Annotated in this window: 6 protein-coding genes and 1 pseudogene; 5 read left to right on the plus strand and 2 right to left on the minus strand. The window is 43.8% G+C overall.

The window, feature by feature from the left end:
- From efeB to L4B77_RS17095, 5 genes and pseudogenes are all read left to right on the plus strand, one after another.
- A partial coding sequence (gene efeB / locus L4B77_RS17075) for an iron uptake transporter deferrochelatase/peroxidase subunit (RefSeq protein WP_429751899.1) occupies positions 1–1228 on the plus strand: 1228 nt, incomplete at its 5' end.
- Positions 1229–1862: 634 nt separating this feature from the next.
- Positions 1863–5078 (plus strand): S41 family peptidase, encoded by a 3216-nt coding sequence (locus L4B77_RS17080; RefSeq protein WP_429751901.1) that lies wholly within the window; start codon positions 1863–1865, stop codon positions 5076–5078.
- Between the two features lie 87 nt (positions 5079–5165).
- Positions 5166–6161, plus strand: coding sequence for a D-cysteine desulfhydrase family protein (locus L4B77_RS17085; RefSeq protein ID WP_261837373.1), 996 nt, complete (start codon positions 5166–5168; stop codon positions 6159–6161).
- A gap of 36 nt (positions 6162–6197) precedes the next feature.
- Positions 6198–6398 (plus strand): hypothetical protein, encoded by a 201-nt coding sequence (locus L4B77_RS17090; protein WP_429751904.1) that lies wholly within the window; start codon positions 6198–6200, stop codon positions 6396–6398.
- A gap of 65 nt (positions 6399–6463) precedes the next feature.
- Positions 6464–6588: pseudogene (locus L4B77_RS17095) on the plus strand (IS3 family transposase); the annotation flags it as partial.
- A 60-nt stretch (positions 6589–6648) separates the two neighbouring features.
- Here L4B77_RS17095 and L4B77_RS17100 read toward each other — a convergent pair.
- Both L4B77_RS17100 and L4B77_RS17105 read right to left on the minus strand, forming a co-directional pair.
- Positions 6649–12846 carry a DEAD/DEAH box helicase gene (locus L4B77_RS17100; protein ID WP_429751906.1) on the minus strand — a complete coding sequence of 2066 codons (6198 nt, stop codon included), beginning with the start codon at positions 12844–12846 and terminating at the stop codon, positions 6649–6651.
- A gap of 16 nt (positions 12847–12862) precedes the next feature.
- Positions 12863–16222 carry an STY4851/ECs_5259 family protein gene (locus L4B77_RS17105; protein WP_429751908.1) on the minus strand — a complete coding sequence of 1120 codons (3360 nt, stop codon included), beginning with the start codon at positions 16220–16222 and terminating at the stop codon, positions 12863–12865.
- Positions 16223–16382: the final 160 nt, after the last annotated feature.

Below are 16382 nucleotides of genomic sequence, written 5' to 3' on the forward strand. Positions count from 1 at the left end.
ACTTTCTCGCCGTCATGTATTAAAAACACTTGCGGTTGGCGGCGCGGTCTTTTCACTTCCCACCTTGGCCGCAAAAACATCGAATTCATCTCATGATTATAGTAAAACCATTGATTATAGAGGGGATCATCAAACTGGTATTATTACCAAGGAACAGAAAAATGCGTCATTTATTGCCTTTGATGTAACGGCAGATACACTCGCCGAACTTGAACAAGTTTTAAAGATATTAACGGATCGCATTGCGTACTTAACCCAAGATCATGAGTTGTCAGCCACCCTAAATGACAAACTTCCTCCTCATGAATCAGGGATCTTAGGACAATCACTAAAACCTGATTCACTGACCATTACCGTCGCGCTCGGTAATACCTTGTTCAACGAACGCTTTGGACTTGGCCCTTTTAAGCCTAAGCACTTACAAGCGATGACCAGTTTTCCGAATGACCGCCTTAAACCAGAGTGGTGTGGTGGCGATATCACACTCCAAATCTGTGCAGATAGCCCAGAAAGTGTTATTTATGCCGTCCGAGATATCATTCAACATACTAATAAATACCTTTCTCCACGTTGGAAAATGGACGGCTTTTTACCGTATCGAGATTTAGACAACAAATCGACAGCGATCAATTTATTCGGCTTTAAAGATGGCACAGGTAATGCCCCCGCCGATGATAACAAGCAGATGGATGATTTAGTGTGGATCACAAACAAAGATTCCGAACCATCATGGTGTACGGGAGGCACCTATCAAGCTATACGTTTAATCCGCTTTAATCTTGAATTTTGGGACAGAACGCCACTAGAAGATCAAGAAAACGATTTTGGTCGACACAAAGTGAGCGGTGCTCCAATCGGTATGAAGAATGAGCATGACTCACCGGAATTTACAAAAGACCCTCATGGAGATCGTGTTTTATTTAATTCACACATGCGTCGCGCTGAGCCTCGAAACCCTGAACGTCATACAGCTAAACTCCGTAGACGAAGCTATAGCTACTCATTAGGATTGACGGAAACAGGGGCGCTGGATATGGGGTTAATCTTTGTTTCTTTCCAAAAAAACCTTAAAACAGGCTTTATTGATACTCAAAAAAGACTCAATGGTGAACCATTAGAACGATACATTAAACCGTTTGGCGGAGGATACTATTTTGTTTTACCGGGTATCAATGCGGCTCAAGCCTATTTAGCGAGCCATTTAATAGCGTTAGCTAAAAAATCGTAAAAAACGCAATTGCTCGCTCAAGGTTTCAATGCAATGGCTTCTAGTAAAAAATGGGTAAGAGCTTAAAGGCGTTTTAAATACGCTCGTTCATTCTACAGGTACGAGTCGGTACCGTTCGCTTGAGTGTTTATGCCCAACTCACCTTGAGAGAAAAATACCGTTGAGTGATCGGCTCTCCCCTAACGGGAGCCGATCACATTGACAGCATTTCGCACCTAAAACCAACCATGATTTCAACATCGAGTCACCGATTGTTGTTATCATTCTCGGCCTGCTTTAGCACATCTTTGCAAACATCATCGAGAGCACCATATCAAATGATCCATCGTTGAAACGTTTGCGCATTCGTCCCCCCTACCCCTTGGGTAAGATAACCACCAACGTGAAGCAAATACAGCCGTACGGATTAGAAAACAACCAGACCAAGCTATTATTCTGACTTATGATTACAATAAACTTAGTTTTCATTAGTGAGACAAGTAACAACCCCCTTCATATTGCACTATTTTGTTTTACATTTATTAGCATAATCAGAACAAACCCCCTTTGAAGTTTTCATGTGAAAAGTGATCAAATACTCCCGCCACGAAAACTGTGTCAAGATAACAAAAAACCCTACAACTAAAGTGAATCCATGAAATTTTTACATTTAGCCCGAATGGGCTTTGTCCTTCTGTCTGCTAGTCACGCTTCTTTGCTGCTAGCACAAACCTCTGACGGTTCATCGTGGTATCGAGATATCGCAATTTCTCCTAGCGGCAACCAAATTGCATTTACTTACAGCGGTCAAGTCTGGGTCGCTAACGCAAAAGGTGGTGACGCGATTCCGCTGACCAGTGAGACTGTTTATAGTTCTAATCCTGTGTGGTCTCCTGATGGGCAGTCCTTAGCATACGAATCTAATCAGTACGGTCCAGGTGATGTGTTTGTTTTGAATATGAACACTCATAACTCTCAACGCATAACGTTCCATGGTCGCAAAGATATCCCCTATGCCTTTAGCGCCGATGGGAGCCATGTCCTGTTCCGGTCTCGTCGAATCGGTAATGGCGAGAGCGAGTTAAATAACGGCTTTTTTGGTCGTTCATATCGACTCTACACGGTTCCGGCTAAGGGCGGCAGAGAACAGATCTTGCTAGAAAACTCAGTGAGCAGTTATTCAGTTTCTCATGATGGTAGTCAGGCTTTGTATACAGATTTGCCCTCTTATACTGAACAACCATGGCGCAAAGGGTCTCAATCCGATGCCGCAAGAAATATCTGGAAGTATGACGCCAAAACTCACAAACACACACAACTGACGACATTTAGAGGTGAAGACCGAGACGCAGTTTGGTCTGAGGATGGCCAATCAATGTATTTCTTATCTGAACGTTCGGGTAGTTTTAACGTCTGGAAGCAATCTCTGACAGAACTTGAAAGTAAGCCGGTGGCTCTAACTCATCACCAAAAGTTACCCGTCAGGTTTTTATCGATCAGTAACCAAGGCGATATCGCTTACGGTTTTGACGGCGCCATTTGGCTAAAGAACAAAGGCGATAACGCCGCGCATGAAGTGGACATCAAGATCCGTAAAGCACGAAGCGACAGCAGTACGAGAAACGTGAACTTGGCCAATGAAATTACTGAACTAGCAGTATCACCAACGGCTCCGGAAGTCGCGATTGTGGCTCGAGGAGAGATCTTTGTTGTATCGACATTGACCGGTGACTCACGTCGATTGACGAATACACCTCAAGCAGAAAGAAACATTTCGTTTTCTAGTGATGGGACGACACTACTTTATGACTCTGAGCGAAAAGGGAATTGGGATTTATTTTCAAGTCATATAAGCGACCAAGATAAGAGCTTTCTCACCGCCAGTCAGATAACAGAACAACAACTTACGGACACGCCGGTTGATGAGACCCAACCTATGCTGTCGCACGACGACAAACGTATTGCATACAGAGAATCGAGAAATACCTTAAAAGTGATGACGATAGAAGGCGGCGCCACAACGACGCTTCTTAACAGCCACTCTATGTACTCCTATGACGATGACGATTGGAGTTATCAGTGGTCTCCAGACGACCAATATATCGTCTCTCGTGATGGTAGTCTCTTAAGTGCCACTAATATTGTCCTACTTGATAGCACTGGTGAGGACAAACCCATTACTTTGAGCTATAGCGGCTTTAAGCAGTTCTCGCCGAAGTTCTCCAATGATGGGAAAATTGTTTACTGGAATTCAGACAAAGAAAGTTTGACAGAGTTAGACGGAAATACGGTTAATCGTGATGTATATGCCGTTACTCTGAATAAACAAACGGAAGTGAACCTGGGATTGTCACAAGATCAAGCTTGGTTATTGAAACATGACGAAAAGGGATCTAAAAAAGAAGAGACAACTACGGTCGATATCAATGATCTTCAAGACAGAATCCACCGTTTGACGCCTTATTCCATGACGATCATCGCGAGCTACCTCTCTTCAGATAACACTAAAATCGTCGTTGCTAATCAACGAGATAATACTATCGAATTTGTGCATATAAACCTTATCACAGGTGAGCACAAAGTGATGTTCACACGCTCTGCGAATGACATCCAAACAATGATTGTAACACCTGACAGTTCATCCTTAATGCTTGCTGGTCATGGACAGCTCGAGAAAATCAATCTGGCTAATGGTAACAGTGATGTCATTCATTTTAGGTTGGATGCCGAATATGACTTTGTAAAAGAAACACAATACATCTTTGACCATGTCTGGCGTCTTGCCAAGACTAAATTCTACGACAAGAACTTGCATGGTGTGGATTGGAATTGGTACAGAGACGCTTATGCAAAACACTTACAAAGCATACATAATTATCCCGATTTTGCTCAATTGTTAAGTGAGTTGGCTGGGGAGCTACATGCATCCCATACTGGTTCTATGTATAAGGGCCATCCAAGGAACTGGGAATCGCCAGCGTCACTTGGCATTATTTACGATGACAAATATCAAGGGAAAGGTGTAAGAGTTCGCAGCGTGTTACTTGGAGGCCCTGCAGATTTACCCAATCATACGATTAAAGCGGGCAGCATTATTTACTCGGTTGACGGTGTAGATATTCTACCCGGACACGATATCTATCCATTGCTTAATAATCGAGAAGGTAAGGTAACTCGACTGTCCGTTCTTACGCCCGGGAATAAAAAAACGAAATCAGTCGTCGTTAAGCCGATCTCGTTGTCTGACAGCGCAGCGCTTTCGTATAAACGTTGGGTGAAGGAGCGTGAACAACTGACCGATAAGTTGTCTAATGGGCGTCTAGGTTATATTCATATCAGCGAAATGGGTAACAACTCATACCGTCACCTTGTCAACAAGTTGTTTGGTCAATACCGAGATAAAGAAGCCCTCGTGATCGACGTCAGATACAACATCGGAGGAGACTTACACGATCAAGTGATGGATGTATTATCGGGTGTAAGACACAGTTCAACGGTATCGAGAGATGGCTATTCAGTCGGCGCTTTCCCACTTCGTCGTTGGGCAAAACCGAGTATTATGTTAGCAAATGCATCAAGTTACTCTGATGGTTCAATTGTGCCCTACTTTTATCAGAAAGAAGGTATCGGAAAATTGGTCGGGGAACGTGTGCCGGGAACGGGTACTTACGTGCTCAGAGAAACTCAGCAAGAACCATTGTTAAATTTCGGTGTGCCACAACTCGGTTTTAAAACCGATCAAGGTAAGTGGTTTGAGAACAATGAAGTCAATCCCGATATTTTGGTCTATAACTCACCTGACGATGTCGCTTCTAACCGAGATCACCAATTAAGTGTCGCTATTAAGGCGCTGTTGGCTAGTCTGAAATGATATAAAGCTCTTATCTAAGGCTCTTTTAGGAGCCTTATTTACTTTTCAATCTATTTATATCGAATTTGAATACACCAAAGGTGAAGAATGAACAAACTATCCTCAACTCCACGAGTAAAAATAAGCCATAGCCCAACTCCCTTAGAGTTTTTACCACGTATATCTGAAAAACTCGGGTGCCAGCTACACATAAAGCGCGATGATTGCACAGGGCTTGCGGGCGGAGGGAATAAAGCCCGTAAGCTAGAGTACCTTATCGCTGATGCACAGAAAAATGGCGCCGATACTTTGGTCACCGTAGGCGGTTTTCAGTCAAACCACGCTCGGCAAACAGCGGCTTGTGCTGCAAAATTTGGCTTTGGCTGTGAGTTGGTATTGGAAGATGTTAATGGCACACCAAAAGCAGATTATTACAACAACGGAAATATGCTCTTAGACAGAATCCTTGGGGCAAATATCCATTCAGTACCTGAAGGCGGTGATGCTAATGCGTTTGCCTTGCATTTGATGGAAGAGTTAAAAACACAAGGCCGCAAACCCTATTTTGTGCCTCTTGGGGGATCTAACGTCATTGGCAGCTTGGGTTATGTTCGCTGTGCTCAGGAAATATTGGCACAAATTAACCAGCAAGAATTACACATCGACCAAATAATTTTGGCGACGGGGAGCGCCGGAACCCAAGCCGGTCTACTCGCAGGGTTGATAGCTTCCGGCTCAGATATTCCTGTGTTAGGGATCACTGTAAGCCGCGCACAAGAAGAGCAGAACGCCCTAGTCGACCGATTACTCAGAGAGACGTTAGCTTATCTTGAATTAGATACGGACCTAGCCAACGGACGAGTGAGCACAAATAGTCAATATTACGGTTTAAGCTATGGGGTGGTCACTCCAGCGATGGTCGAAGCCGTTAATCTTTGCGCCCACCTAGAAGGGATATTACTCGACCCAGTCTACACTGGCAAAGCGATGGCAGGGTTAATTAATTTAGTAGAAAAAGGGGAAATAAAAGCCGGCAGTCATCCACTGTTTTTGCATACCGGAGGTAATCAAGGGCTATTTGGTTATAGAGAAGCTTTCGATTAAATAGATTCGCATCAGCAGTTTTGGACATTGAGTTAAGTGAGTACAACCACCAACGAGGTGAACCGTGACAAGCAAGAACAAAAACGTATTGTCCATTCTTCTGAATTTACCGCAGAAGCCCTGAAGCTAGCAGAGAAAGTGGAAGTAACTGCGACAGTGAGGTATCCCAGCTCTACGTTTGGCGTAAGGCCTCGAAGAAAGAACCCGTGCCAATACACGTCTATGGGAAAAATCTAGCTGCCGAATTCGCTAAGAGATTGATACCAAGGTCAAGGCGGCGTTTGACTGCAGCAAAGGCCGAGATCACGCAAGACGAGATGCGCCAAGCGATCTTCGAATACATAGTGGTTGATTATAATCGGACGAGAAGGCACCGTTCTCTGGGTATCTAAGCTCAATTAGCTCTGAACAACAAAATGCCGCTTAATGATATATCCAGTCTGGCTGAAGCGAATCCAACATGGGACTCGCTCTGCATTCACTGTAATCAACTAAATGACACAAATACATCCGTTGGGAATGTACCGGACGAGACCTGAGCTTGCCCCCCAACAATGATATTTGCGTGTTCTTCATCATCAAGATGATAAGGTAAGTGGTTCTCAGGTAAACGCTTATCAGCAAACCAGTAACCAAATCCTTGATCAAGCCATAACGTCACTTGCTTGCCGTTATCAAAAGATAAAACGAGCGTTCGCGAGTGAGGCAGTTTGTATTTTGAGGTCGTTTTAAACCTCATCTTTGCGACCGAACTTTCAAATGCCAAACCGACGACCTTATCACGAGAGTCATCATCTAAAAAATTGTCTTGAACTGTTGTCGGTTTGTAACTTCTACTTAGTTCTCCGGTATGGATTTCCACTTGGCAGCTTTTGTAATGTTCACCTAAAAACCTCAAGGTATTAAAACATAGAGAAACAGGTAACGTTGCGACCAGATAACGATCACAGTACGTTGCCGATTCAATAACTTGCTCTTGCATCAGCGCCATTAATTTAGGTGAACGATGGAATACAAGAGTCCAAAACTTCAATCCGAAGTCAGAAGCTTTTCCATCCAACTCATCATCAATCACTATTTTCTCGACATCAGAACTTTGGTGTAAACGTGTAGAATCAAAGTCCACCAACTCACCTAAAGATCCAATACCAATCACTAAAGTTTCATGGTCATCGTTACGGACTCCCCATTGATAGCAATATGATTCATTAGCCACCGATGCTAACACCTGATGACCGGCATGATCATTCAGTAGTTTGCTCATTAGCTTCACATTTGGGTGGTTCTGATACCAAGACAACGTCACTTTTTGCTCAAGTGACAATTCCTGCACTTGAACCTCTGTCAATATCAAGTTGACCTTTCGCTCGGCAACCCAGCGACTAAATACTTGATACAGTTGCCAATCGCCTAAATCGCTTAATTGACTTATAGGAAGCTCAACATAGAGATCTGCGTCATCATGTTTAGCCAACGTTTTCTCTATTGCGATCATTAACGGACGTAGTTCGCGCCTATTGTGATGGTCGAACAATTCATATTCCACTGGCAAGCTAAGATTGTTAAAAAACCCGTTGCTCAAATAAGTAGCCACTTTCCTTCTATCAAGTAAATCAAGGACATGTTGAGTCGAATAATCCACTAAACAACGATGACAGGCCTTGTCACAGTGGCAGCTAGATGCAACCTTCTTTGCTCCTTGCAATAACTCAACAACATACTCAGAAGCTTGAATTGAAAAACCTGCACCGCCAGCTGCATTGTCAAACAACACGATAGCTTGTACTTCTCGTCCCTCATGATTCACAGGCTTCGTTGTACAGCCAATTTCATCATTATTAATACCAAGCTTTTCCGCTAACTGGTTTCGTATCAACACAGCAATTGAACGAGCAATACTTCTCTCTACTAACGGTTTACCCAGCTCATCAAATAACAATAACTCGAACACGTCGGTATAGGTACTATGACCCAACTTTAGCGGACCTTTTACAGTGAACTCTCTGTCGTTACCGCCACATAGAACTTCGCTTGAGCTGGTTAAGTGCCCCTTACCACCTCGTAAGCGAGTGTGCCCCATCAACACTTCTTTTGGTGACTTATCTCCACCTTCGGGCATAGCTTCCATACGACCACATTCTAAGCAAAGCGCGTACCCTTGGTTAACGGGTCCTGCACTGTAATAATAAACATGGCCATTATGGCTTGAACGGTATGATGCTCCAGGGTTTACACTCACCTCATGCCACTCGGAACCATCTACCGTCACCCAAGGGTCATTGAAAGGCACATGATTCAGACGCGAGATATCGTTATGAGGCTCATCTCTAATATCGACCGAAAAACTTGCTGGCTGAATGTAAGGGTGAATACGATCTTTTGTTTTCTCGTCACTAAAATTGAACTCATTACCACAACATTCACACTGCTCTGGTCTTAACAACGAAGTATTACTGGCACCACACTTGTCGCAACGCCATGCCCACCTTAACGCTTGTATCTCTTTTACTTGATCAACAGTTGCAGGACTATGCCAGTTCAACAACACCCCTTTCGACTGATAAACACGTCCATCAATCACAACATCATTACCCGGGGCATAATCGCGAATAGCGACTGAAAGATCTCTAGACGGGAAGCCAGCAGCGCTATATAGGTTATCTTTACGGGATGTATTATCGCTAATTTGATCCTGTCTCATCTTGATATAGCGTTTTCGTCTTTCGATCACTTTGACATGATCTGTATTTAACGACACCACATCCGTAGGGAATCCGTATCCGGGTAAGAACCCTTTACGAGCTAGCTCAGAAAGTAAGAACTCCCCCTCTAAGCGTTGAATTTGGCTTTCTACTGCTGCTTGTGCTGTTGATAGCGAGTTAGGGTTCTCTTCTAAACTTATAGATTGTTCTTTTAGCAATCGATGCTCAACGGACCAACGCTCGACAATGCGCTTCATATGCTTAGCAGACGCATCTAGAATTTCGATACGTGATGTTGCATCAAGAGAGGTTCGACGTAACAAAGTATCCAACCCATCTAGTACAAGATCTAATGCACCATTTACACACCAATCGACAAACTGATCAGCTTGAGAAGCTGTCGATTCATGATCAGATTTGAAGAAATTGCCGCAATTCAATTTCAAGGAGTTCTCTGACTTCACCACTTGATTTAAAAATGTTGAAAGGAGTAACGAATTCACATGACGACGAACAATGTAGTCACTTGATAACGATACATTCGGTACTTTAATTTCTGTATCAAATGCCCAACGAGTATTCGAGAAGATATGCTCTCCATGCGGAGTAGATTTGCATAACGTAAGTGCAATCGATTTTGTTTCTCCACGACGGCCAGCACGACCTGCACGTTGCAAGTAGTTCGCAGGGTTAGGCGGCGCATTATTCATCGCGACTACCGATATACCACCAATATCTACACCCATTTCCATCGTCGTAGAACAGCTTAAAACGTTTATTTTCCCTTCTTTAAATTCTTTTTCATACTCACGCAGCTGGCTTGCCTTAAGCTGCGCAGAGTGCTCAGCTACTCTAAAGTAAGGAGTACGTTCGACAACACGGTCAGCTATATCCGACCACGCATTTTCTTTGCGTACATCAATTAGATCTGGCTGCTCTTGCCAATCTCTGACTTTGTTTAGATCAACCGTTTCTCCACTTTCAGGATCGCGGCCAAATGGGAACGGATAACTTGGGGTAGATATCTGTTTACACAAATGCTCAGTACGATCCCCAGATAAGTTCAGATATGGAGTCACCCCTAGCAATGGTTTATCTATGATTTTTTGGGTATGAGGACATTGATACTTATCTGCAACTAAAGAGAAACTCACTTGTTGCTCAAGCTCTAAACGATAACCATCACCGCTCGGTGTCAACACTGACGACTGCAGAGCCATCCACGCTTGGCGTAAAATTTCGTTAATATCTGCACGTCTATCCGAATCCTCCAACTCTATATTCAGAGCCGTCGCAAGCAACCTAGCTAACCTTGGTTGTCGTGGCCCATTACGCCTGATTTTTGGCCATGCCTCCACATTCCAAATATGGGTAGGTTCATCTTGCCCTACTAAGAAAGCTGGCGAATATTTAGCCCCTATCCAGTTAATTTGCTCATCCGTCAACCTCACAGCTTTCATGCTTCGTACATGAAAATTCACACAAACAGTTAGGAAATTAACCCACTCTGCACGCGCTTTTTCAGCAGTATCAAAATGTCTCAACCATTCACTAGGAGCTGAACTCTCCTTTTTGGCTAAACCTGGATATTCCATGCAGACCAAGCCCATGGTTTCGAGTGTGTTCTGTCTTTTAGGGCGGCTATTAAATTCTCGTAACAACAGTAAACGAGCCAGTAATTTTGGATTAGCAATCATATCCATTCGGTCATCGAAGTGCTCGTAGAACCTTTTGATCCACAGTTTTACTTCTTTCTGTTCTGCTAAGAACTCTTCGACTTCTTGCCAAGTCACCATGACAAAATTATTACCTGTTGTTAATTCGGCAATTTCACACTCGATAGCTTCAATATCCTCTGGCTCATCCATACTTATTGCGATCTTAAGCATTCGTTGTAGTCGGTTGAGCTTCTTTTCATCCTCAGGAGTCATTTCGCTCGTTCTCAGAGCTTTATCCAAGATCAAATGATAAATAGTTGAACGCAAAAACTGCCTTTCAGAATCTTGTTGTGACTTGGCAGAAAAACGAGCGGTACCTTGACGGCTATCGGTGAAAGTAATCATGCGACGGCCGTTCCAAGGACCTTTCAACTGCTCTTTCTTACCGTCTTGGCAATATTCCAATAGTGTAGGGATCACCGTCGACAGCATAAACGGGGCACCATTTCTGAAGTGACGGTAGAACTCGAAATTCTTAATTTTAGTATGCTGACAGCATGGACAGCGCACAGACAAAGCACCGTCACTTTTACGATACCCTTCGACTCGATGGATTAAATGTGCCCCTGGAACTTTAGCGGTTTTTACATCTCTCTGGTTATTAATCCAGTATTCACCGGTTTCTTCAAAACTTAACGGAGAGATAAGAGCAAAGCGACCATACTCCTCGGCAGTTTCTTCATCATCTTCGATCGTGAGATCTTCTTCTCCAACAAGGTCCAAGGCAAAGTCATCAATCGATGAATCTGGTTTTGTTAGTTGTAGCTGAGTATGGCTGGTCTCTGAGTCTGTTCTTTCAGTCGCCGCCAATAAGCTAGTTCCGCAACCATTACAGCTAACCATTTCAAATATCGGTGAACCACACGAGCATTTCTCACGGCGTGACATATGAACCATACCAAATCGCCAATCAATCGACTCTAAAGGGGTACCTACCTTTGCCGAGCAATCTGAATTTGAGCAAGCCCAAAGCCCACCAGCAACTCTGTGGAACAAATGTAGTCTAAACGGAATAAATGCATCTCCATCTGCGTTCTTTGTCGAAGCACAGATATCAAGCCATTGAAGTGAGTCTTGTTCTGATAACGGTTCCTCAGTTGCAGACAATAGCTTCCCTATTTCGCTCAACGTCATTCTGTTATCGGTTGAACTCAGGTGCTGCCTTAACGTTCTTAACGGCGGTAAGCTTTGTAATACATCGTAACGTTCTATCTCGCTCGTTATGCTTGAAACACTATCAAGGTTCATCGCCTTGATTTGCTCCAGTTCCATCAGCGGTTTGATTTCACGCTCGCCTTTCACTAAATGAACTTGAGTGATATCGACACCTGCTACATCAGCCAAAAACGCTTTTAAATCCGCGTCAGAGTCCTTTCCACCAATCGTGGCAGAAGTAGCGACGAATCTCACTTGATCTGGCGTGACACCAAAACCATGCATTACACGTCGAAGCAACAAGGACAATTCAGCAGCTTGAGAACCGATATAGGTGTGAGCTTCATCTAAAACGATCCAACGCAGTTTGCCTTTAGAACGGTTCAAAATATTCGCGTCTTTTTGGCGAACCAACATGTACTCCAACATCGTAGAGTTGGTCACCAGTATTTGAGCTGGGTTTTCTCTCAACTCCTTTCGAGAAAGCTGTTCATTTGGGTGCTTTATTCGTTCTGCAGCGCTTACTGATTCGGGCGTATCACCATTAAACAGGCTGAATTTAACTTGATCACCCAACTGGTGAGTCCATGCCGTTAAACGCTCTCTCTGACTGTTAATTAGTGCATTGAGTGGATATAAGAACAAAGCCTCAACGCCATCAGGCTTGCTGTTGCGTTCTACAATGTCATTCAGAATTGGCACTAAGAAACACTCTGTCTTACCAGAACCCGTACCACTACTGACAATTACAGACTTAGGAGATGGCTCCAATAGATGAGACCATGCTTCATGTTGATGGGAATACGGGTACCAACTGCTATCAAAAAGGTAGTCTTCTTTAAGCTCTTTCGGTGGATTTGCCATTGCGTTTACAATCGAGCTGTTTAACAACCCACCCGATAGGTCTCGCATGCTTTGAGTATGCGGTTTCCAGCCAAAGGTGGCTTCAAATACAGGGTCAGCAAGAAACGCCCCCTCTTTACCTGGGGATTGAGAAAACGACTGCCACAAGAATTCACGTAAAGGCTTAGATCGCAAACCAAATTGCCCTAAAGTCGCGCGCGCTGCTCGTTTAGTCAGTTGGTCAACTAAAGACTCAAAATATTGCATGGTTGGTTTACCTTATTTAGCTATTCACTAGGCCGAAAATCATTTTATGTGTAAGAGCGAACACTTGTTCAAAGTAGTCAGGGTCGAAGCTGTTGTATTGTCTCATCGCATGTACCACCTCTGGTGTCATTCTCAGCGATGCATAGCCACAAGTGGACAAAGCAAGCAATACGGGTGCGTTCATCACGTTATTACGGTAGAGATCTTTAGTCGTGAAGCACACCTCTGCTAATGGTGGTTTAACTGCCTTAATTGAACTCTTAAATATGTGGTCCGAAAATTCGCATGGCCAATGAGATTCATTGTATTGGTTATTCAATGAATTTCGCAGGTCAAACAATTGCTGAATGTAAGCGGCAGGATTAAGCGAAGGTTTCTCTCGATTGGCATCGATTTTATGCATTAAAAGGTTCTTGAGGCTTTGTAAGCCGTGGTATCGAGCCACTAATTCGTCTAATTTTGATTCAATTTGACCGCAGATAATGTCCGAAAAGTCGTTGCCGTAAACCTCGATACGTGACGCATAGAAAGCGCTCACTACCGCGATCGCATCTGGAGCTTTAATTGAGTGCCATAAGAAAGGAAACTGCTGACTAAACTGCCAAATACGCTCGGCTTCTTTCTTATTTGCACTTAACAGCATCGCAAGCATAAATTCGGGCTTAGTGATTGCACCTCTCCACAGGTCAAACGTCGTAAGCGGAACACTATCAAAGGCCAACAAGGCTTTAATGTACTTCCATTCAGGCGCACTAAATTCTGTCGCCAACTGACCGCAAACCACCGAGAACTTATCTAGCCGATCTTTACGAGCCCCAATAGATGCCGCTTCTTCTAGTCGATTGCTCGGCGACGATAACAGCTCAAGGTCTTTACTCCACATCAAAGGTCTTACACCCTGCTCGGCTTCGTCAGCATAGATAAGCCAAGCACCAGGCGAAGCGTCTTCTTCAGGGAAGTACCACTGTTCGTCATTCTTAATTAAAGTAATCGGCGCATAAGTTGGGTTATCCAAAGGCACCATCGAAAGTGTGCCCATGAAGCTATCGTTGTCGATTTCAATCGTGCCTTTTGCTCTGTTAGGAGTCAGCGCATTACTGTATGCATTCACACTAAAATTGAAAATGGTATGTGCATTGTCCAGCACCGATACCTTAACACTTGCATCTAATGAAGATGATAGCGCCAGCAGGGACTCAATATCCTCTTTCAATGTTGCTAAAGAAAAACCGGTAGATAAAACGTCACCTTTTGGCAAAGACCGCTTCACGTAAGCCGACTTAGAAAAAGCGCCATAAATATCCCTAGCGAGCAGCTTAAACTCCACCTCTAGCGAATCACTGACGCCATAACCGAATAGCTCATAGCGATTAAGCGTATCGACTAAAATTACTTCAGCATTACGAACCAGTTCTCCCTTCGAACTGATCAAGCAAATACCTTTAGCGGGGAATGGCAATGTTATCGACAACGACTTCGCTTGGTCTTGCCACCACACCACAACATCAACTCGTGCAGGTGGCTGGGCTTGATGACTGAGCATATCCAAAGTACGTTTAGCGGCATTCTGTTCTTGCTGGATATGAGATAGCACCGAGCCCGGCAGGACATCGACTTGATCTGGCTCTTTTAACGCGATAGATGGCAGTGGCTTATTAGAATAAAAGCTAATTTGACCAATTTGTACCGTGTGGCTCGGTTGAAATTCAATAGAAAAATCGTCCGGTAGCAAACCTACGGTAAAACGCTTAACCGGTTTATTATTTTCGAACCAAGCAATATCAACCTTACCAAAAGGTACCGTATTCATTGACTGCCATTGCTCAAGCATTGTATTGCGCCAACGAAGCTGAGTATTGGGAATTGCTGATTGCTGACCATTTTCATCAATGGCGACTAAGCTAGGAACACCAATAAAGCACTTACTTGGATTCGTTTGATAAGGAACAGGCTGACCAACCAAATTGAACTCAAGAGGTTGCACACCTTCTCGGTCAAGTGACACACAATATTCGTCAAAATAAAATTCAGCCTCTGTTTGAGTATTAACATCATAAAGGACACGGCCATTGATGTGACCTATCGTAACAAGTGTGGGATGTGACAAGTGCGCAGGCACTGAAACCAAAGCGTTCGCTTCTGCACATTCGACATCTCCTGAACCTTTCAGTAACCACTCATCATTCTGTTGTGTGAACACCCAAGGTTCATCGGCATCAACTCCCGCGCCACCAAGCACTGGAGCGTACCATTCATTACCAAGGTCATCCGTTGCTTTTAACTGTATGTCGCAGTTAAACCACTCAATGGGAAGAGACTGAGTATAAACATCCAGTAAATAATGCTCAGAGTCCGCGCCACGTTTGAATGCCTTTGCCAGTAAAAGGCTCTTGCTGCCAACCGCAAACAGGTTTATGCGGTCAGGCAAATTCACGCTACTAAACAGTTGCTGTAAGAACTTAACATTAAGACGAGACTTGAGTGTGATATCAATTTGGTTCTGCCACTGATAATCGTCATCCGATGCCGACATATCCATCATTGAGGCATAATGAGAATAAGATTTACGAAGAGAACGAAGAATCTTAATAGAGTTTGGTAAACGACGTTGCACCTCAACAGCAAGACCAAGCGCATTACCCAATAAAGTTCGTGCGGCTTCAGGTTCCATGTTCAATGGTAACCCCTGCAACCAATTAGCATCAACCGTATTCAAGTAATGAAGCGGGTCGTCTTGCTCGTCTAACTCATGTTTATCGACCAGATAATAAATGGATTCAGCAACTTGGGCGACAATGCTATAAACCGTCTCATCACGATATGACGCCGCAATATAATGCGCATGTGCTTTAGCAACAGATACCGCACTTAACCGTGAGTTAGCAAATTGACCATAATCTTGAATCACTTGTTCGAAGTAATGGGCAAGCCTGCTATTTGGATCTTGAATAAGCGTTTGTGGCAAGCCCCCTTCAACCGCCACAGTGCCAAGTAACATGCGTCCCTTATTATTACTTAATACCTTTCGTCCCCAGAAGCTTAACCCCTTAACAACTATCTCACTTCTTTGAGCGGGTGAAATTGCGTTGGCCTGTAAGCCGAGAGACTCCAATACAGGTTCCCAAGCCCAAATACCGCCTTGAAAAGACGTACGCCACCACTCCGCCGCATACAATACAAAACACCCTGCCCACTCCCTTGTCGGCTTATTCGAATAGGTGTGAATGCCATTAATCTCTAAGCTTGCAATCAGCGACTGCTTAAGTAACTCAAACTCCAATGCCGTCACTTTATAACTATAAACAGGTTGAGCATTTGGTTTGGTCAACTCTCTCGCATTAAGAATTGAAGAGAGGACATTTCTGTATGTTTGCATGATGAACCCTGACGTAGGTGGCGCTTTTTTGTGCGCTCGATTTAAACCTATTGTTATAATTGGGAATTTAATAGAAAAATGACGTACGTAAGCTTACGAAAGCAATGCCTTGCGCGAAAATCGAACGGGCCACTCTATGTTTGAATCGCCCGTTAATGAG

Origin of the sequence: Vibrio minamisatsumaniensis, from assembly GCF_050337445.1 — a bacterium.
GTDB classification, from domain to species: domain Bacteria; phylum Pseudomonadota; class Gammaproteobacteria; order Enterobacterales; family Vibrionaceae; genus Vibrio; species Vibrio artabrorum.